The organism is Hydrogenispora ethanolica (genome assembly GCF_004340685.1).
GTDB classification, from domain to species: Bacteria; Bacillota; UBA4882; order UBA8346; family UBA8346; genus Hydrogenispora; species Hydrogenispora ethanolica.
This window is the reverse complement of record NZ_SLUN01000006.1, coordinates 20,715-39,840: the sequence shown is the minus strand read 5'-3', so window position 1 is coordinate 39,840 and position 19,126 is coordinate 20,715. Positions and strand designations below refer to the sequence as shown.

Below are 19,126 nucleotides of genomic sequence, written 5' to 3'. Positions count from 1 at the left end.
CCATCAGATTTCAAAGAGAATCAAACCCCAATCAAGCGATGAGGGACTGTTTCCAAACGATATCGAACAGTCCCTTTTTTATTGATCTCAATCCCTTCCGCTTTCATCCCCGCGATTTCCGAGCGCAATTTTTGTAATCAAAACCGCGCAATTCCGCTCATTTTTTGCCGAGATCGTCAGATTTCCAAGGGGTTTCAGAATCCTTATTGAAATATGTGGAAACATTTATCCAAATTTCCATTTGGCAAAAAGGGGGAGAAATTGATGAAGCAAAAACGATTCGCCATGGCGCTCCTGACAACGCTGTTATTTTGTGGCTCGCTGGTTCCGCTCTATGGCCAGGAAGCGCCGCCGACCGCCAAGAACGCCGCCAATCTCAGCGTGCCGGCCAATTACATCCTGTACATCCCGGGGTTGAAGAATGCCACGGACGCCAAGGCGGACATCGAGGCCAACGGATTTCAAACCACCGTCACTTTTAACGCGCACTTCTCGTTGGTCAACGATGCGGCCGGTCACAAGCTTTTGAAACTGAATACGCTGGATGCCCAGAATGATGTCCTGACCATTCCGCTCGATGGGACCGAAACCAAGCTGACATTGATCTTCAAGGCAAAGGGGGCGGTGGTTCCCGACCGGGGGACTCCGTTCGGAATTCTCTGGGCCATGTGGCAGCGGGGCGAGTACCAGTCGGTGTTGCGCCACAATGCCAGCAACCAGATCAAAGGCAGTACCGGCCAGACCGGCTTGAATCCGGAGAATATCGTCTCCGACTGGCATGATTTCCGGCTGGTCTTCGACCTGGCGCCGGATGGCAAGGCGATGACCGCCAGCGCCTTTATCGATGGCAAGCAACGGCACCAGACCGCGAATTTTGAAAAGAAGAACGGCTCCGGGAACTTCATCCAGTTCGGCGAGAACGATGGCAGCACCAATGGGCTGGGCCGCTACCCTTATTTGCTCCTGATCAAGAACGAAGACGTCAGCGGCAAGAGTCTGGCCGAGCTGAGCAAGATCGTCGGCTGGGATCTCGAAGCCAAGCCGGTATTGGTGAACGACCCCGACCCGGTCAGCAAGAAACCAGCCAAAAAACCGGCCGGCATCAATCTGACGGCCGCCGACGCCAGCAGCAAAGATCCGAATTACGTCGATCCCTCCTTGATCAAGGACGGGGTCATCGACCTGGCGAAGCTGCCGTATAGCAAAAACGCGGCCCAAAAAGTAACGGCCAACCCGAAGCTGCCGGCGGACCTTGCCAGGATTGCCGCAGCGATCGTCGAGCCCAGCGGGGCCAACGGAGCTTACCGGACCATCGCCGCGGCCATTGACGCCGTAAAACCCGGCGCGGTCATCTATATCAAACCCGGCCTCTATCAGGAAAAGCTGAAGATTACCAAGCCGGATCTCAGCCTGGTCGGGGAAAGCCCGGCCAATACCATCATCTACGGTTATGAAGCCGATTACGGCAATATCGACGGCAATCTGCTGGTCGAGGTGAATCTGGCCGAGGCCGGCTATTTTACGGCCGAAAACATCACTTTCTATAACAAGGGGCCGGAATGGAACCGGACCTGGGACAACGTGGAGCGGCGCTCCATCACCCTGGCGACCCGGAACGTGCAAGGGGGCTATTTGAAGAACTGCATCTTTCTCGGGCAGCAGGATACGATGTACCTGCGGTCGGGAAGGCTTTACTTCGAAAATTGTTATATCGAGGGCGAAGTCGACTTCATCTGCGGCGGCGCCACCGTCCTCTTCGCCAACTGCCATATTCATTCGCTCTACTACAAAGAGGGCGGCTACATCACCGCGGCGGCTCCGTCCGATACGCAGGGCGCCGGATTCAACAACGGCTATGTCTTCAAAGACTGCCTGTTGACCGTGGATCCCGCCATGGCCGCCAAAAACATCTATCTCGGCCGGGGAGCCTGGACCGGCGGCAGCAACGGCGCGCCCAACCCGGCCAAGGTCGTATTGATCTCCTCCGCGCTTCACGGCCGGATCCATCCCGACGCCTGGACCGACTGGGATAATGTCAATACCGCCGCCAAGCAGTTCTTCCGGGAGTATCAAAACAGCGGCGAAGGTGCGACACCGGTGGAAACGGCGACCCGAAGATTCTTGACCGATGCGGAATACCAGGTGAATTACAGCTCGCCCGAGAAGATCCTGGGGTTCACGCCGAAGCTGCCTTACTGAGGTACCGCATTAAGCCGATGAAAGATCAAACGGGGCCGTTTCCGCAGTTAGCGGAAAGACCCCGTTTTTTTTGGCACGACTCCGAGCGGGCTTTTTCCCGCTTCGTCAGACTCCGTTTTGCCGGATCACTCCCTGATACCAGCGGGCGCTGTCTTTCCAAATTCGTTCCTGGGTAGGATAATCGACATAGATCAGGCCGAACCGCCGGCTGTAGCCATGAGCCCACTCGAAATTGTCCAGCAACGACCAGACAAAATAGCCCTCCAGCCGAACGCCGCTCTCGATAGCCCGCCGGGCGGCGAGGAAGTGCTCCCGGAGGTAAGCGATGCGTTCCGGGTCGGCGACCCGCCCCGCCTGCAATGGATCGTCAAAGGCCGCTCCATTCTCCGTGACCAAGAGGCGGGGATGCCCATAGTCCCGGTCGAGCCGGACCAGCAGATCATACAGCCCGTCGGGATAGATCTCCCAGCCCATCGCGGTGCAGGGTCCGGCTCCCCGGACCGCCTCATAGCCGAAAGGACTCGATGGCGCGGACCGGACCAGCAGCCGCGAGTAATAGTTCAAGCCCAAAAAGTCAATGGGCGCGGCCGCGATCCGTTCCAGATCGCCCGCTTGAATGACGGGAGCTTGCAGTTTTTGGCCGAACAACTCCAGAATATCCCGGGGATAGGCGCCTTTTAAAACCGGATCCAGGAACCAGCGGTTGTACATGCCGTCGGCGATCCGGGCGGCGGCCCCATCCTCCGGCGCATTGCCGGCCGGATAGACCGAGGTTAAATTGAGCGTTGTACCGATGACGCCGCCCTGGTTCAGCTGCCGGTAGGCCGCTACGGCCCGGGCATGGGCCAGATTGAGATGGTGCGAGACCCGCACGGCCAGGGCATAGTCGGTGAAGCCGGGAGCGTGCTCGCCGATGGCGTGACCGTTATACGCCACCACCGAAGGTTCGTTGAGCGTGATCCAGTGGCGGACCCGGTCTCCCAGGCTTTCGAAGACCACCGCGGCGTATTCGGCGAAATAAGCGGCGGTGTCCCGGTTATCCCAGCCGCCGCGGTCCTGCAAAAGCTGCGGCAGTTCCCAATGATAGAGCGTGGCGTAGGGAGTAATCCCATTGGCCAGCAACCGGTCGACCAGCGCATTATAGAAATCCAACCCTTTCGGATTGAGCGCGCCTTTGCCAGCCGGAACGATCCGCGGCCAGGCGATGGAGAAACGGTAACCTTTCAGGCCCATCTCCCGCATCAGCGCGACATCCTCCCGGTAGCGGTGATAATGGTCGCAGGCGACGTCGCCGGTGTCTCCGCCCTGAATCTTCCCCGGAGTGTGGCTGAAGCGATCCCAGATGGATTCTCCCCGTCCGTCCTCGCGGACTGCGCCCTCGATCTGATATGCCGCAGTGGCGGCCCCCCAGACGAAATCAACCGGAAAAACATGCTTTGGCATCTCGGTCTCCTCCTGACATCCCTTTACATTCGTTTGGTCATAGCGAGATTATACCGTATCGAGCCGGGCATTTCCGGCCAAAATTTACCCGGGAATGGACAGTTTTTGCTTTTTAAGCCGACGAGGCCGTTCAGGGCCGGCCACCCTCGCCCCGCTTCACTCTTCCAACCCTTCGAACTGCATATTGTAGTATTTGGCGTAGAGTCCGTTCCGGGCCAGCAGCGCTTCATGGGTGCCGCGTTCGGCGATGCCGCCCCGGCTGATCACTATGATCTCGTCGGCATTGCGGATGGTGCTCAGCCGGTGCGCCACCACGATGGTGGTGCGGCCGCGCGACAGCCGCTCCAGCGAAGCCTGGATGTAGCGCTCGCTCTCATTGTCCAGGGCCGAGGTGGCTTCGTCCAGGATCAGGATCCGGGGATTCTTTAAAAAGACGCGGGCTATCGCCAGACGCTGCTTCTGGCCGCCGGAGAGGCGAGTGCCGCGCTCGCCGACATAACTGTCGTAGCCGTCCGGGAGACTCATGATGAAGTCATGGATATTGGCGTTCTTGGCGGCCTCGATGATCTCCGCTTCGCCGGCGTCCGGTTTGCCATAGGCGATATTCTCGCGGATCGTGCCCGCGAACATGTAGACGTCCTGCTGGACAATGCCGATGGCGCGGCGGAGCGATTTCAGGGTGACGTCCCGCACATCCTGGCCGTCGATGAGCACCGCGCCGCCGGTTACGTCGTAAAAACGGGGCAACAGCGAACAGAGGGTAGTCTTCCCGCCGCCCGAAGGGCCGACCAGCGCCACGGTCTGGCCCGCCGCAATGCTGAGGTTCACCTCGTTCAGCACCTCGGCGGATTCATCATACTGGAAGGAAACATCCCGGTAGCTGAGTTCGCCCCGCACTTCGGCCAAGGGCGCGGCGCCCTCCTTATCGGCGATCTCCGGCTCGGTCGTGACGACCTCCATGAAGCGCTTAAAACCGGAATAGCCCTTTTGAAACTGTTCCGTAAAGTTGATCAAGACATCGATGGGGTTCATGAAGATCCCGATATACAGGGCGTATACCGCCAGGTCGGTGACGCGCAGCGTGCCCTGGGCGATGAAAAAACCCCCGCTTACCAGGACCGTGGTATAGAGCAAGCCCTGGAATAAGGCGTTCCCCGCGTGAAAGCTGCCCATGATTCGGTAGCTGTCTTCCTTGGTGTCCAGAAACTCCAGGTTGCTGCCGCAGAATTTCTGGCGTTCCAAGTCCTCGTTGGCAAAGGACTTGACCACCCGGATGCCGGAGAGGCTGTCCTGAACGCGGGAGTTGACTTTGGCGATCTTCTTGCGGTTCTCCATGAAGACTGTTCGCATTTTGCGGTTTTGCTGAAAACTGAATCCTACCATCAGCATCGTGATGACGAAAAGGATCAGGGTCATTTGGACATTGATCATCAAGAGCAGGGCGAACGAACCGAAGATCTTCAGCGCCGAGATGAAGATGTTCTCCGGCCCGTGATGGGCCAGCTCGGAGATGTCGAACAGATCCGAGACCAGCTTGGACATCATCTCGCCGGTATTGTTCCGATCGTAGTAAGAGAATGAGAACCGCTGATACTGGTCGAACAGGTCCTGCCGCATGTCGCTCTCCATACGGGCGCCCATCACGTGCCCCCAGGAGGTGATGTAGTATTGGCCGCCGAAACGGATCAGGTACATGACGATCAACCCCGCGCCGATCCATCCCAGCCGGCTCACGATCTCCGCCGGGCCGCGGGTAAAAAGATCCCGGGTCAAGTAATTCAGGATCTGGGGAAACGCGAGGTCGATCGCTGATACGACCAATGCGCAAAACATATCGGTGTAAAACAGCCCGCGATACGGCTTATAATAGTGAATGAATTTTTTGAGAATCGACATGCCAGACCTCCAGAAGATTGAGCTAGGGAAACATCATCCTTTGGACAATGTTTTCCAATGTAATTCTATTTTATCATAAACCCGGTCCAAATTGGTTTTTATAAAGATTTAACCGCCGTAGCAAGTAAACCCTATCCCATGAAATTTCTTTTATTGTTTCAAAATGTTGGTTGGCGATGATACAATATTCTATGAGTATTATGCAATTCTCTACTATAACATTGAGTCCTGCCGGGAGGGAAGAGCATGAAACAATTCAAGCTGATCTGTTTGGACATTGATGGAACATTGCTCAATTCTCAGCATCAAATCTCTCCCAGCACCAAAGCCATCATTCAACGGGTCGTCAATGAAAAACAAGCTCCCGTCATCCTGGTTTCGGCAAGAATGCCGAAAGGAATCCGGTTTTTACAGCGGGAACTGAATATCAGCCAACCCATTATCTGTTACAGCGGCGCTTTGGTGATGGACCATGAAACTGGCATTTTATTCAACCAAACGATAACACTTTCACAGGTGCAACAAGCTTATGATTTGGCGCGGACGGTCGGTGCGCATATGAGTCTCTACGGAGGGGATGAATGGTTCGTCGAGGAGAGCGATGAATGGGCGGAACAGGAGAGTGCAATCACGAATATCTCTCCAAGCATCATGAAGTTCAGGGAGTTGTTGCAGCGCTGGGGAGAAGAAAATACCGGACCGAATAAAATTTTATATATGGCGGAGCCCGGCGCAATCCATCGATTGGAAAGGAGGCTCAAAAGCCATTTTTCCGACAATTTAAATATCTATCCTTCAAAGCCCACCTATTTGGAGATCATGGCGAAAAATGCCTCGAAAACTTCGGCCATTGAATTTTTATGCAGGAGGCTCGCGATCCATCGCTTCGAGATCATGGCCATCGGCGATAACTATAATGATCTGGATATGCTGAAGTTCGCCGGCCTAGGCATTGCGATGGGCAATGCGCCCGACCCGGTGAAACTTTCGGCCGCCGAGGTAACCCTTTCAAATGATGAAGAGGGTGTGGCCGCGGCGATTCAAAAATACCTTCCGCAAATTTCCCGTCCTTGAACTTCTGACATCCCCACGTTTTCATGTTTTGATGATGAAAGGCCTGCCGCGAGATGTCCCGTCAGAATTGCCGGTAAAAATGCCAGAACCGCAGATCGCGCAGGTCGTATCCTTCAGGGTTCAAAGGACCGTCGCATCAATCTTACGGGGTCATTATGCAAGGCTGCTTTATTTTTTATATTTCAAAAACCATTGATAAAAATCCGGATCCCCATACGTATCCGTCCAAACATCATGATCATGATCGGACAATACCGAAAAATTGATCGGCACTCCGGCTTTTTTCAATTCCGCTACCGTACTTCGGGCTGCGGACAAGGGAACCAGCTGATCGTCGGCGCCATGGATTGCCCATATCGGAAGGTTTTTTAAGCGGTTCAGCGGAATATCCTTAATCGTTGCGTTTTCCCGCTCAAATCCGGGGATATGACCCGGGAGAGCCGCCGCTAATGGCGCGATCGCCGCGAAGGTCTCCGGATGATGCAACGCCAGGCGATATACAGCCTCGCCGCCCATGCTGATTCCGGTTAGATAGATCCGCGTGCGGTCCACCCGGTAATCGGCCAGGATCTCCCGCAACGCCCCTTCCAGGTAAGGTACTGGGAAGGAGCGGAATCCGGCGCAGTCGCGGAGCGACGGGGCCACAATGATGAAAGGCAGATCGGCCCGTTCGCGGATGAACCGGTAGGGACTGGCCTTGGCGAGCAAGAAGACATTGTCGCCTCTGTCCCCGGTTCCGCACAAAAAGAACAGCAGCGGCCAGCGCCGGCCGGGAGACGCCTCATACTCCCTAGGCAGATAGACGAGATAGTCCCGGCCATACCCGGCCAGGCCAGTATCCCTGAACGCTCTGGCATAAATATGTTTGCCCTCCAAATAGGCAGGATAATCTTTGCAGACGGTAAACGAGCGCTTCCGGCTGAGGATGATCTCCCGGGCGAATCTGCCGGAGCCGGGAGCTTTGAATCCTCCCCGGAGACAGCGGCTGGCCGGGTCGTAGGAGAAACGGAGGGTTCCCGCGTTTCCTGCCTCCCAAGTCTTGCTCTCGATGGCTACTTCTTCATCCCGGACGACGTTGAAGTGAAATTGCTTGACATCCATGGGATATTGCAAGTTGGCTCCGCCCCATAATACTCCTTCGCCGCCTGCCGCGGTAATCTTGCGGATCACCAGCACCATTTTGAGGTCGTTTTTTACCGGCGGACTGATGTCCACTCCTTCCCAACGCCCCGCGAAGACCGCCAGATCCTCGGGCAGACCGGGCGCCGGCGGCTCGGTCGCTATATTTCCGAAGATCAGATACTGGTATGGATCTCCCGCCAGCGGCGAATGAACCCGGTCAAAATCGTTGATCACCAAATGGCTCCAGCCGTTGGGCAAATCCAACGCCGGTTCCTGCGCCGCCATTGCGGGGAACAAGGCTACCCCGGCCATGAGCAGGATAAGCAAAGCGAATGATTTCAGCGCTTTCATCGTAACCCCCCTGTTCTGTAAAGCCATTGAACCGGCCGCAGCCGCGATCCGCGGAAACCCCTTTCAATCATACCGCGAATGATCCAGCCGTCAACATTGAATTTTATCGAAAAAGCATGAATTTATTTTGATGTTCATACAGTGGCTCAATTACCGAAGGAAGAGGGCTGAAACTGAACTTATTTACCATGCAGCCTCTCGTTCGCCCGCGGGATTTTCCTTCAGTTGCAAAACGAACCGGCTCAGCTCCCGAATGATTTTGCCCGGTTTCGGCGCGAGCCCGCTCAATTACGGTGCGAACTTGCCCGGTTACCGCGCCAACTTGTACAGTGACTGCGCGAGCCCGCTCAGTAACTGTGCAAGGTTGCTCCATTGCCGTGCGGCTCTGCCCGGTTGCCATGCGAACTGACTCAGTGATCGCGCAAGCCTGCTCAGTGGCTGCGCGAGATCGCCCGGTGACTGGAACGAACTGCCCGGCTGCTAAGCATCCATGCACAGCCGCTGGGCCGGCAAATCCGGTAGCAAAACAACCCGGCCGGTTCCAGAGGGAATCTCCTCCGGGACCTTGGGCCTGTTTCCGAAAGGAAAAACGAACCGCTTGGCGTGGGGAGGAACCGTTCCGTGCCGCTCCCGTTCCAGTCAAAAAGGCCCCTCCAGCGAGGGGCCTTTGGCCGTTCATGGGGACGCCGCCCGGATCGGGGGCCGCGCCTATAAGGTGTTCAGTTTTTCGATGATCGCGTCCGCCATCTGGCTGGTCCCGACGGCGGTCGGGTCGTTCCGGTCGGCCTTCATATCGTAGGTGACCGCCTTATTCTCGCCGATCACCGCCGCCACCGCCTGCTCCAGGCGGTCGGCAGCCGCTCCCTCGCCGATGTGCCGGAGCATCAGCATCCCGGAGAGGATCAGCGCGGTCGGATTGACCTTGTTCATGCCCTTGTACTTGGGAGCCGAACCGTGGGTCGGCTCGAAGAGGGCCACGCCGTCGCCGATGTTGGCTCCGGGCGCCACGCCCAGGCCGCCGACCAGGCCGGCGCAGAGATCGGAGAGGATATCGCCGTACAGGTTGGGCAGGACCAGCACGTCATAGGCCTCGGGCCGCTGCACCAGCTGCATGCACATGGCGTCGACCAGCACTTCCTCGTAGGCCACCCGGCCCTCGTACTCCTTGGCGAGTTCCCGGCCCACCCGGTAGAATAAGCCGTCGGTGAACTTCATGATGTTGGCCTTGGCCACCGCGGTCACTTTCTTCCGGCCGTTCCGCACGGCGTAATCGAAGGCGTACTGGATGATGCGGCGGCAGCCGCTCACCGACAACGGCTTCACCGAGATGGCCGAATCCGGGCGGATCTTGCCCTTGCCCAGGGCAATGATCTGCCCGGCCTCCGGCGTGTTCAGATCAAATTCGATCCCGGCGTACAGATCTTCGCTATTCTCGCGGACTACCACCAGATCGATATTTTGGTACCGGGAACGGACTCCCGGATAGGATTTGCACGGACGAACGCAGGCATAGAGATCCAGCGCGTGCCGGAGTGCCACGTTGACGCTCCGGAACCCGGTGCCGATCGGCGTGGTGATCGGCCCTTTGAGCGCGACCTTGTTACGACGGATCGACTCCAATACATGATCCGGCAGGGGTGTGCCGTACTGCTCCATCACATCCACCCCGGCGTCGAGCACCTCCCAATCGATAGCCACGCCCGTCGCGTCGATCACGCGCCGCGCGGCGGCGGCCAATTCCGGACCGGTGCCGTCTCCGGGAATCAAAGTAATTGTGTAAGCCAAAACCAACTCGCTCCTTCCAATATGGACTGTCTTGGTTCGCAAGACCAAAAGAAACTCAACTTGTCAGAGATTCGCAGGCCGAACGCCAAAGTCCTGCCGGCGGCGGCATGAATACAGAATACGTCAATAACCCCTGGCGTCGGAGAGATTCAGATTCTCCTCCCAGACCCAGTTGGCCACCAGATACTCGGTACAGCGGCCGGCCGCCTCGCGGACGACCACCTTTTCGATTCCGGCGTTGATGATCAGCCGGGTGCACATCCGGCAGGGCTTGGTGCCCGGAGTGAATTCCCCGGTCTTCGCGTCGATGCAGGCCAGGTAGAGAGTAGCGCCGATCATCTCCAGCCGGTCGGCGTGAATGATCGCGTTGGCCTCGGCATGGACCGAGCGGCAGAGTTCGTAGCGTTCCCCCGGCGGAATGCCCGCCGCCTCCCGGGGACAGCGCTCCAGGTCGCAGCAGTTGATGGTGCCGCGCGGCGCGCCCACATACCCGGTGCTGATGATCTGATCGTTATTGACGATGACCGCGCCGAATTTCCGCCGCAGGCAGGTGCCGCGCTCCGCTACCTGCGAAGCGATGTTCAGATAATACTCTTCCTTGGATGGTCTCATTCCCTAACACCTCTTCATATCGTGAATCAACCGGCCGAACGTCTCCAGATACTCTCCGGCGATGCGCCGGTAGGAGTAAGCGTCGGCGGTGCGCTGCGCCGCCTTCCCGAACGACCGGTATTTCCATTCGTCATAGGCCAGTCCGACCACGGCGGCGGCGAAGGCCTCGGCATCCTCCGGCGTCAGCAAGCCGTTCCGGTCATGCTCGATAGTATCGTTGGCGCCGGCCGCGGCCACCGCCACGATCGGCACCCCGGCGGCCAAGGCCTCCAATTGGGCCATCGGCTTCACCTCCGAGGTCGAGGTCATCACAAACAGGTCGGCGGCGGCCAGATAATCGGGGATCGCGTCGGGATGGACCATTCCGGTGAAGATCACCCGGTCGCCCAGGCCGCGCTCCTCCGCCTCGCGGATCAGGGGTTGCAGCGCCGGGCCGTCGCCGACGATCATCAGTTTTAAGGTCCCCTGCGGCGCCTGGGCGATCATCCGCTGAAAGGCCGCCAGGAGCAGGCTGAGGTTCTTCTCCGGCGCGACCCGGCCGATATTCACCAACAGCTTCTCCCCGCCCAAGCCGTACTGTTCCCGGATCTTCCGGCCGTCGCCGGATTGGAACTTGCTCAGGTCGGTCGGATTGGGGATCACTGCGATCGGCCGGTCCACCCCATAGCCGATCAAGATCTGGCGGGCCGACTCCGCCGGAGTGGTGATGCCGTCCACCGTCTTCGCGAAACGGCGCACCTGCCGCTTGGCGCTCCACTTGACCAGCTCCGCGGGGAGCGGCACATAATGAGTGTACTGGTCGTACTGGGTGTGAAAGGTGTAGACCGCCGGAATCCCCTTCCGCCGGGCCACCCGCCGGGCCAGCGGCCCCAGCACGAAAGGATGGTGGCTGTGGACGATATCCAGCCGCAAGCCGGCCAATTGCCGGCTGATCCGGGGCGACCAGGGAATGGCCACCGGGTATTTGACCTTGGTCGTCAGATCGACCGCCGGATAGCGGAAGATCCCGTCCTCCTCGTCCCGGAAATGATCGTAGGCCGGGGTAAAAATATAGACCTGGTGTCCGGCCTCCAGAAAACCCTTCCGCAGCAGGGTCACCGCGCCGACGACTCCATTGACCAGCGGTTTGTAACAATTGGTAAAAATCCCGATCTGCAAAATGAAACCTCCTTACGACGCCTCCATCGCATCCGAGCCGACCGCAGGCCCGGAGATCCATTCGATTACCGCTTTAATATTCGCGTTTCCTCCTGAAAAACCTGCCGTTTTTGGCAGCCAAATCCGAGAGCCCGCTCAATTGACAAAAAGATCTCCCTATATTAAACTCATATCAGAGCATTCATCCAGGAAACCGGCGCCCGGGGGCAAGTTTTTTATGCCGGTCGGCGCGCGAAAAGATTTAAAACCGTTTTCCAATTCAAAATCGGATTCCTTTTCCCATTCCGGCTTGGGATGGGAAATGTTTTGTGGCGAGCGAAGCAAGACCAAACTTTAACGGAGGCTATACTGATGAAAGCATTGGCTTTATTATCCGGAGGATTGGACAGCATGCTGGCGGTGAAGACTGTCCAGGAGGCCGGCATCGAGGTAGAGGCGATCAATTTTACCAGTCCGTTCTGCCGCTGTTCGGGGGCGGCGGGCGGTTGCGGGGCGGCGGCCAGCGCCGCCAGCCAGCTCGGCATCAAGCTTCATTATCAGGGTTGCGGCGAGGATTATCTGCGCTTGGTGGAAAACCCGCCCCACGGCTACGGCCGGCGGATGAATCCCTGCCTTGACTGCCGGATTCACAAGTTTCAATTGGCCAAACAGAAGATGGACGAGATCGGCGCTTCTTTCCTGGTGACCGGGGAAGTCGTCGATCAACGCCCCAATTCGCAACGGAAAGACGCCCTGGATATCGTGGAGCGCGATTCGGGATTACGGGGCTACATCCTGCGGCCGCTCTCCGCCAAACACCTGCGCCCGACCATCCCCGAAGAGCAGGGTTGGATCGACCGGCAGCGGCTTTTGGACATCAAGGGCCGGGGCCGGCGGCAGCAGATGGATCTGGCCGAGGGCTACGGCCTGGATTATCCCTGCCCGGCCGGGGGCTGTCTCTTGACGTATGAGGAGTACAGCCAGAAGATCAAAGACCTGATCCGGCACAACGGCCGGCTGGACCTGCGTTCGGTCAACCTGCTCCGTTTCGGTCGGCAGCTGCGCCTTTCGCCGGAGGTGAAGATTTTCATCGGCAAGGACGAGGCCGAAAACGAACAGCTTCGCAATCTGGCACAACCCCAGGACTATCTGTTGGAAGCCCCCGATGTCGCCGGCCCGGTCACCCTGTATGTCGGCCCCCGCGACGAGCGATTGCTCAACCTGGCCGCAGCCATGACCGCGGGCTACGCCAGCGTCCCGCCGGATCAGAGCGTGGCGGTGCAAGCGACGAGCGGCGCCGAGCGCCTGATGCTGGACGTGCAGCCCATGCCCCGGCCGGAGATCCGGAATTATTTCATCTATCACGTCGAATAAAAAGAATTGCAAGCGAAAGGCGGGCCCACGGTCCGCCTTTTTTGATTGCTGATATTTGGGAAAAAGATTTTTTCAGACGTCCTTGCCGTGCTGATTGTCCAGGCCGTTATGCCACTGGAATCTGTCGAAGATGGCGCGGCGGATCATGGAGAGGTTTTGGAAGAGCCGAATGCTGAAAGCCACCACCGCTCCCACATAAATATCCACTCCGAGAATATCGCCGAGATAGGCCAGCAAGGCCGCCAAGGCGGTATTGGTAAAGAAGCTGCTGATGAACTGGTTCAGCGAGAACTTCCGCTCCAATTGGGCCCGCAGGCCCCCGAAGATGGCATCGAGCGCCGCCAGAATGGCGATGGCCGAATATTTAACCCAATTGACCGGAATATCATAAGGCAGTAACAGTCCCAACAGGACCCCCAGAATGGCTCCGATGATCACAAACATCGATTATTCCCCCTCCTCGGCCATTTTGGCATGCTCAAAGGAGATGCTCCCCTTATAAGCGGGGATCAACAATTCGTCTTCGGGCTGGATCGAAAACTTCAAATTGAAGGAGAGGATCTGTTGCTCCACGAAGCCGCCCGGCATCATCAAGGCGCTCTTCAGATTCTCGGGGTCGCCGATGGCTTCCACGACATACGGCGGAGCCAGCCGCTTGGTATCGATCAAAATAGTGGTCCCGGCGCAACTGAACCCGGTGGTACTGCCGATCCGGTTTTTATTGACGGAGATGGCCTCCGCCCCGGCGGCCCACAACTCGTTGACCAACAACTCCAGCTGGTCGTAATGCACGATATAAAAGACCGGATCTTCATAGTCTTTCAACTTCTTGTCCGAATCGCTGAGCACGATCCGCACCCCTTTGCCGGAGAGCGGCACCAGGCCGGCGGACATCTTTAACCGGGTGACCTCGCGGTCGCGATCGTAATCCTTCACTTGCTTGCGCAAGTCGGCGATCTCCTGCTCATACTTTTCCAATTGCCGCTTTTGAGTGCTGAAGAGTTTCGCCAGCTCATTAATTTGCCGGGTTGGCAGAGTGGAACGGATTTTCCACTCGGTACGGAATTGAAAGACCAGCAGCATACCGAGGACCATGGCGACGATGCCCACTCCCAATTGCCAACTTCGATTGGTAGAAATCACAATCAACGCTCCTTCCTAAACGACTAAATATTCACCACAAAGAGCGAAACTCCTTTTTCCTGTTCCTCACAATTTATGGCGCGTCCTGCGGCAGCCCAGGGCTTTTTACGCCCCGGCTCCCGGGGGGGCAACATCCTTCATAATTTATGCGACTTGCGGCGGCGGATATGTCGCAAGTTTAAAAGCGTTGTGATAAACCCAGTCCGAAGGACAGGGTTGACACAAAAGCTCAGAGAAGCAAGTGATAAAGTCGATTTTTAATCCTTGGAAAGAGTGATTTCCGAATTTGAGGACTTTATCACATGGCTTTTATATCACTTTCAATAACGTAAAACGGGGCCGGTCATTTCCCCGGCCATAAAAAAACCTGCCGCCAAGCAGGTTATACCGGAAAATGTCGTAGAGCAAGATGCCGGAATCCAGCGATAGCTCCTGCCTAGGAGCTGGCCTTCTTGGCGGCCACCAGGACCCGTGAAAGCAGGTTGACGTGTTCCAGGGTTTTCCCGGTGCCCACTGCCACACTGCTCAGCGGATCGTCGGCTATCTTGACGTTCATTCCCAGCTCCGCGGCGAGCAAACGGTCCAGTCCCTTCAAAAGCGCTCCGCCGCCGGTCAGAACGATATCTTTGAACATGATGTCCGCCACCAGTTCCGGCGGAGTGCGCTCGATGGTCTGACGGACCGCATTGATGATGGCGGCCAGCGGTTCCTTCAAGGCGAGCCGCACTTCTTCCGAATTGATGACGATCACTTTCGGCAAACCGGTAATGTGATCCCTGCCCCGGACCTCGTACTCGATCTCTTGGTCCAGCGGAAAGGCGGAGCCGAGGTAGATCTTGATATCTTCGGCGGTCCGTTCGCCGATCATCAGATTGTAGCTCTTCCGGATGAACTTGGCAATGGCGTCGTCCATCGTATCGCCGCCGGTCCGCACCGCCTGGCCGGTTACGATGCCGCCCAGCGAAATGACTGCGATATCCGTCGTGCCCCCGCCGATGTCGATGATCATATTGCCGGTCGCTTCATGAACCGGCAGGCCCGCTCCGATGGCCGCGGCCACCGGCTCCTCGATCAGGAAGACTTCCCGGGCGCCGGCATGGAGCGTGGCCTCGATCACGGCCCGCCGCTCGACCTCGGTGGTCCCCGAGGGAATGCTGATCACCACCCGCGGCTTGATAAAGATCCGGCCCCGGCACGCCTTGCGGATCAGGTTTCTGATCATCTCCCGGGTAATGTCAAAATCGGCGATGACTCCCTCCCGCAGCGGCCGGATCGCCACGATATCCCCGGGTGTCCGCCCGATCATCTGCCGGGCTTCGGTGCCGACCGCCAGGACTTCTTTGGTGCTTTTGGCGATCGCCACCACCGACGGCTCCCGGATGATGATGCCTTTATTCCGCTCATAAACCAGGCTGTTGGCGGTCCCAAGGTCGATCCCGAGGTCCTTGGAAAAATGTCTGGTGATAAACTTAACCGGCATGTTCGCCCAACTTTCCATGAAGGTCTTGCTCGAGGAGAACGGCGCTGTTCATTCCAGATCTAACTCCTCCCGGTACTCGGCGGTCATTTTGAATAATAACCGCTCGACATCGCCGGTGGATAAGTGCAGTTCCGACGGTTCGACCACTTTAATCTTGCGAAATTCCTCGCACAGGGTGAGCTGCATCAGATCTTCAAGCGACTCCGCTTCGACGGTCAATTCCACCGGCGCGTAGGCCGCTTCGCGTTGGCCTCCGGCCTCCGGCATGACATAAACTTCCTGGCTGCTGTCAAGGTCGGTGACATTAAGGCCCTGAAAAGGCAGGTTTCTCAAGAGTGCGATCTGGCGGGCCCGGATCTCCTTGGCCGCCTGGCACGGATCGTGGCGTTGCCAGAAGAACCTTCTCCCTTGAGTCTCCGCTTTATAATCGTATCGAATCTTCGCTTTGACCGGCATGCGCTCTGTTCCTTTCTTTGCGTTGGCCCCAACGCCCTCCGGTCCGGCGCGCTTCAGCGTCCGGCCCTAACGGCCGGACCGCCCCAGCTCCGCTTTGAGCTCCAGTAACTGCGCCAGCTCTTCCGGGGTCGGCGGACGATACTGGCCGGGCTGGAGCTCTCCCAGGCACAGCGGGCCCATCCGCAACCGCTGCAGCGTTCGCACCGGATGGCCCACGGCTTGCAGCATCCGTTTGACCTGGCGTTTCCGGCCCTCCCGCAAAATAATCCTGACCATAGCATTGCCATTTTCAACCCGTTCTATCGCAATTTTTGCCGGAGCCGTCATCCCGTCTTCCAGCCGGATGCCCCGGCGCAATTGTTCCAGCTGGCCGGCGGAGGGAACCCCCGCCACCAGCGCCCGGTATTCCTTCTCGATCCAATGGCGCGGGTGGGTCAGAGCCAGGGCGAGAGCGCCGTCGTTCGTAAAAAATAATAACCCGGAAGTGTCCAGGTCCAGCCGGCCTACCGGGTATATGCGCGTCTTGGTATGAGGGAGCAGTTTCATCACCGTGGGCCGGTCAAACGGGTCGCTGACCGTAGTCAGATAGCCCGGCGGCTTGTGCAGAATCAAATATTCATACTGCGGCGCCGGGACTACCGGCCGGCCGTCGACTTCGACCCGGTCGGCCGCCGGGTCGAGCTGGGTGCCCAACTCCCGCACCACGGCGCCGTTGACTTTGACCCGTCCGGCCGCGATCAGCGTATCGGCCCCCCGCCGCGAGGCCAGCCCCGCGGCAGCCAGAAATTTATTCAACCGTTCCATGGGACTCCTCACAGTCGAATTGATGCGGAATGATGAAGGAGAAGCGGCTGCCCCGGCCCAGCTTGCTGCTGACCGCGACCTTGCCGCAATGCCGCTCGATAATGTGTTTCACGATCGAAAGGCCCAACCCGGTGCCGCCCATTTCGCGGGAACGGCCTTTGTCCACCCGGTAAAAGCGTTCAAAGAGCCGGGGCAGGCTCTCTTCGGGTATGCCGAATCCGGTGTCTTCGACGTAGACCTCCACGCCCTCGGGCCCTTCGGCGCTGCCGATTTTGATGGCCCCGCCCTCCGGGGTGTACTTCATCGCGTTATCAAACAGGTTGACGATCACCTCGCGCAGCAGATCTTCATCGCCCGAGATTACTTTGGCCTCGATCGCCAGCGTTAATTCAAGATTTTTGGCGCGGAGCCGGTTTTCCGCCGCGTCGACCACCTCGGCCACCAGCTCATCCAGGTCGATGGTGCTGACATTCAGTTCGGTCCGGCCCGACTCCAGCTTGGAGAGGTCGAGCAGGTCGGCGATGATATGATTCAGCCGTTCGGTCTCCTGGTGAATGATCCCCAAGAAGCGTTGGGCGGCGCCCCGATCCTCGATCGCCCCGTCGATCAGGGTTTCAATGAATCCTTTGATCGAGGTGAGCGGAGTCTTCAGCTCATGGGAGACATTGGCCACGAAATCCTTGCGCATCGACTCCAGCTGGCGGAGCTTGGTGATGTCGCCGATGACCGCGACCACGCCCCGGATCTCCTCAATCTCGTCGCCGCGAATCGGCGCCAGGTGCAGATTGAGCACCCGTTCCGGGCTGCCCGGCCAGGTAAGCTCCAGGGCCTGGGGATAGCCTTTCACGTAGACCTGATGAAAGATCTCTCCCAATTCGGAACGGGGGAAGACCTTGTAGGGGAACTCGCCCACTCCCTCGCCGGGGCCGAGATGAAACAGCTCGGCGGCGGCCGGGTTGATCAGGCTGATCCGGCCGGTGATGTCCGTGGCAATAACCCCCTCGGACATGCTGGTCAGGATGGCCTGTATCTCCTCCATCCGGCCGTGCAGCGTGCTAAGGTGGCTGGTATGGGAGCGTTCCAGCTTCTCAAGGCCCTTGGCCAATTGCCCGTAAATATCGTCCCGCCGGCTGATCCGGTTGCGGATGGGGATCCCCAGCCGCAGGTTCTCGGTGTAATCCAGGAGATCCTTCAGCGGATTGCGCAGCCAGCGATAGATCAGCCAGCCGACCAGGCCGAACCAGACCAGGCCGAAAAGGACGAAGTTAAAATTGCGGCGCATGACGCCGGATAATAAAAACGGCAAAAAAAGAAGGAGGAGAAACCCCCCCAACTGTATCATGACTCTGCGCATCCGGGGCATGGTCATTCTCCCCGGAACCGGTATCCTACGCCGCGCACGGTCTCCAAATAGATCGGATCGGCCGCGTTGGTCTCAATCTTCTGGCGGAGCCGGCGCACATGGACATCGACCGTCCGGGTGTCGCCGAAATATTCATAGCCCCAGAGATGTTCGAGCAGGAACTCGCGGGTGAAGGCCCGTCCCGGATTGAGCAACAAGAGCTTCAGAAAATCGAATTCCTTCGGGGTCAACTCGATCTCCTCGCCCCGGACTTTCACGATATGCTGGCGGAGATCCATCCGGATCTCGCCGTTCTCGATGATCTCCGGCTCATCCTCATCCACGTTGCCGCTGCGGCGCAGGACCGCCCGGACCCTGGCCACCAGCTCCCGCGGGGAGAACGGCTTGGTAACATAGTCGTCGGCGCCCATTTCCAGGCCCAATACCCGGTCCGCCTCTTCGCTCTTGGCGGTCAGGATAATGATGGGAATCGACTTGGTGGTCTGATCGGCCCGCAGTTGCTTGCAGACCGAGATTCCGTCCAGCTCCGGCAGCATCAGGTCCAGAATCACCAGGTCCGGCAGTTCCTGATGGACCAGATCCAGGCCTTTCTTGCCGGTGTTGGCGGAGATAGTGCGGTAACCTTCGCGGTCCAGATTATATTTGACAAGTTCGACGATATTTTGTTCATCCTCGATGATGGCGATGGTGTTCGGCATAACGACGCCTCCTGTGGAACGTTTTCAATAATTATATCAAAAAAACGCCAATCTGCCCATAGTTGGCAACAAAATTCGTGCCAATTTACAATTTGAATTACCAATCTCTTCTCGATCAGGCCGGCCGCGACTTTGCAAACGCCGATCAACAAAGCATTCCGATTGTGAGAAAAATGAGCAAATGTTGAA

At 57.9% G+C, this 19,126-nt stretch carries 16 protein-coding genes; 3 read left to right on the top strand and 13 right to left on the bottom strand.

The window, feature by feature from the left end; genetic code table 11:
* Positions 1–264: 264 nt before the first annotated feature.
* Entirely contained in the window at positions 265–2,199 is a 1,935-nt protein-coding gene (locus tag EDC14_RS06905; RefSeq protein ID WP_165907856.1) for a pectinesterase family protein, read from the top strand.
* 105 nt (positions 2,200–2,304) lie between these two features.
* On the opposite strand, the gene EDC14_RS06900 is transcribed toward EDC14_RS06905, so the two are convergent.
* Together EDC14_RS06900 and EDC14_RS06895 are read right to left on the bottom strand one after the other, a co-directional pair.
* Positions 2,305–3,642 carry a GH1 family beta-glucosidase gene (locus EDC14_RS06900; RefSeq protein ID WP_132013538.1) on the bottom strand — a complete coding sequence of 446 codons (1,338 nt, stop codon included), beginning with the start codon at positions 3,640–3,642 and terminating at the stop codon, positions 2,305–2,307.
* Positions 3,643–3,798: 156 nt separating this feature from the next.
* Entirely contained in the window at positions 3,799–5,538 is a 1,740-nt protein-coding gene (locus tag EDC14_RS06895) for an ABC transporter ATP-binding protein (RefSeq protein ID WP_132013537.1), read from the bottom strand.
* Between the two features lie 246 nt (positions 5,539–5,784).
* Here EDC14_RS06895 and EDC14_RS06890 point away from each other — a divergent pair, with 246 nt between their 5' ends.
* Positions 5,785–6,612, top strand: a complete 828-nt coding sequence (locus EDC14_RS06890; RefSeq protein WP_132013536.1) for a Cof-type HAD-IIB family hydrolase — start codon at positions 5,785–5,787, stop codon at positions 6,610–6,612.
* 168 nt (positions 6,613–6,780) lie between these two features.
* Here the strand turns inward: EDC14_RS06890 and EDC14_RS06885 are convergent, their stop codons facing one another.
* From EDC14_RS06885 to EDC14_RS06870, 4 genes are all read right to left on the bottom strand, one after another.
* A complete protein-coding gene (locus EDC14_RS06885; RefSeq protein WP_165907855.1) occupies positions 6,781–8,085 on the bottom strand; it encodes a carboxylesterase family protein in 1,305 nt (434 codons plus the stop codon).
* 708 nt (positions 8,086–8,793) lie between these two features.
* Entirely contained in the window at positions 8,794–9,870 is a 1,077-nt protein-coding gene (locus EDC14_RS06880; RefSeq protein WP_132013534.1) for an isocitrate/isopropylmalate dehydrogenase family protein, read from the bottom strand.
* Positions 9,871–9,993: 123 nt separating this feature from the next.
* Positions 9,994–10,482, bottom strand: a complete 489-nt coding sequence (locus EDC14_RS06875) for a deoxycytidylate deaminase (protein ID WP_132013533.1) — start codon at positions 10,480–10,482, stop codon at positions 9,994–9,996.
* Positions 10,483–10,485: 3 nt separating this feature from the next.
* Complete coding sequence (locus EDC14_RS06870; RefSeq protein WP_132013532.1) at positions 10,486–11,640, bottom strand: glycosyltransferase family 4 protein; 1,155 nt, start codon at positions 11,638–11,640, stop codon at positions 10,486–10,488.
* A 351-nt stretch (positions 11,641–11,991) separates the two neighbouring features.
* Here EDC14_RS06870 and EDC14_RS06865 point away from each other — a divergent pair, with 351 nt between their 5' ends.
* Positions 11,992–12,993, top strand: a complete 1,002-nt coding sequence (locus EDC14_RS06865) for a hypothetical protein (RefSeq protein WP_165907854.1) — start codon at positions 11,992–11,994, stop codon at positions 12,991–12,993.
* Between the two features lie 72 nt (positions 12,994–13,065).
* Here the strand turns inward: EDC14_RS06865 and EDC14_RS06860 are convergent, their stop codons facing one another.
* The 7 genes from EDC14_RS06860 to EDC14_RS06830 form a co-directional block, all read right to left on the bottom strand.
* Positions 13,066–13,437: a small basic family protein gene (locus EDC14_RS06860; RefSeq protein WP_132013530.1), complete on the bottom strand. Its 372-nt coding sequence runs from the start codon at positions 13,435–13,437 to the stop codon at positions 13,066–13,068.
* A 3-nt stretch (positions 13,438–13,440) separates the two neighbouring features.
* Positions 13,441–14,136: a DUF881 domain-containing protein gene (locus EDC14_RS06855; protein ID WP_132013529.1), complete on the bottom strand. Its 696-nt coding sequence runs from the start codon at positions 14,134–14,136 to the stop codon at positions 13,441–13,443.
* Positions 14,137–14,572: 436 nt separating this feature from the next.
* Entirely contained in the window at positions 14,573–15,616 is a 1,044-nt protein-coding gene (locus EDC14_RS06850) for a rod shape-determining protein (protein WP_132013528.1), read from the bottom strand.
* A 48-nt stretch (positions 15,617–15,664) separates the two neighbouring features.
* Positions 15,665–16,072: a hypothetical protein gene (locus tag EDC14_RS06845; RefSeq protein WP_132013527.1), complete on the bottom strand. Its 408-nt coding sequence runs from the start codon at positions 16,070–16,072 to the stop codon at positions 15,665–15,667.
* A 66-nt stretch (positions 16,073–16,138) separates the two neighbouring features.
* The gene (locus EDC14_RS06840) at positions 16,139–16,876 is read right to left on the bottom strand and encodes a pseudouridine synthase (RefSeq protein ID WP_132013526.1); all 738 of its coding nucleotides are present in this window, start codon (positions 16,874–16,876) and stop codon (positions 16,139–16,141) included.
* Entirely contained in the window at positions 16,860–18,218 is a 1,359-nt protein-coding gene (pnpS, locus tag EDC14_RS06835; RefSeq protein WP_165907853.1) for a two-component system histidine kinase PnpS, read from the bottom strand. Before pnpS ends, EDC14_RS06840 begins: the two co-directional genes overlap by 17 nt.
* 23 nt (positions 18,219–18,241) lie before the next feature.
* Positions 18,242–18,937 carry a winged helix-turn-helix domain-containing protein gene (locus tag EDC14_RS06830; RefSeq protein WP_132013524.1) on the bottom strand — a complete coding sequence of 232 codons (696 nt, stop codon included), beginning with the start codon at positions 18,935–18,937 and terminating at the stop codon, positions 18,242–18,244.
* Positions 18,938–19,126: the final 189 nt, after the last annotated feature.

Coding starts and splice junctions, on each gene's coding strand:
- EDC14_RS06895 (WP_132013537.1), bottom strand. CDS start 5,538: ATGTCGATTCTCAAAAAATTCATTCACTATTATAAGCCGTATCGCGGG.
- pnpS (WP_165907853.1), bottom strand. CDS start 18,218: ATGATACAGTTGGGGGGGTTTCTCCTCCTTCTTTTTTTGCCGTTTTTA.
- EDC14_RS06860 (WP_132013530.1), bottom strand. CDS start 13,437: ATGTTTGTGATCATCGGAGCCATTCTGGGGGTCCTGTTGGGACTGTTA.
- EDC14_RS06890 (WP_132013536.1), top strand. CDS start 5,785: ATGAAACAATTCAAGCTGATCTGTTTGGACATTGATGGAACATTGCTC.
- EDC14_RS06845 (WP_132013527.1), bottom strand. CDS start 16,072: ATGCCGGTCAAAGCGAAGATTCGATACGATTATAAAGCGGAGACTCAA.
- EDC14_RS06830 (WP_132013524.1), bottom strand. CDS start 18,937: ATGCCGAACACCATCGCCATCATCGAGGATGAACAAAATATCGTCGAA.
- EDC14_RS06885 (WP_165907855.1), bottom strand. CDS start 8,085: ATGAAAGCGCTGAAATCATTCGCTTTGCTTATCCTGCTCATGGCCGGG.
- EDC14_RS06875 (WP_132013533.1), bottom strand. CDS start 10,482: ATGAGACCATCCAAGGAAGAGTATTATCTGAACATCGCTTCGCAGGTA.
- EDC14_RS06865 (WP_165907854.1), top strand. CDS start 11,992: ATGAAAGCATTGGCTTTATTATCCGGAGGATTGGACAGCATGCTGGCG.
- EDC14_RS06840 (WP_132013526.1), bottom strand. CDS start 16,876: ATGGAACGGTTGAATAAATTTCTGGCTGCCGCGGGGCTGGCCTCGCGG.
- EDC14_RS06850 (WP_132013528.1), bottom strand. CDS start 15,616: ATGCCGGTTAAGTTTATCACCAGACATTTTTCCAAGGACCTCGGGATC.
- EDC14_RS06900 (WP_132013538.1), bottom strand. CDS start 3,642: ATGCCAAAGCATGTTTTTCCGGTTGATTTCGTCTGGGGGGCCGCCACT.
- EDC14_RS06905 (WP_165907856.1), top strand. CDS start 265: ATGAAGCAAAAACGATTCGCCATGGCGCTCCTGACAACGCTGTTATTT.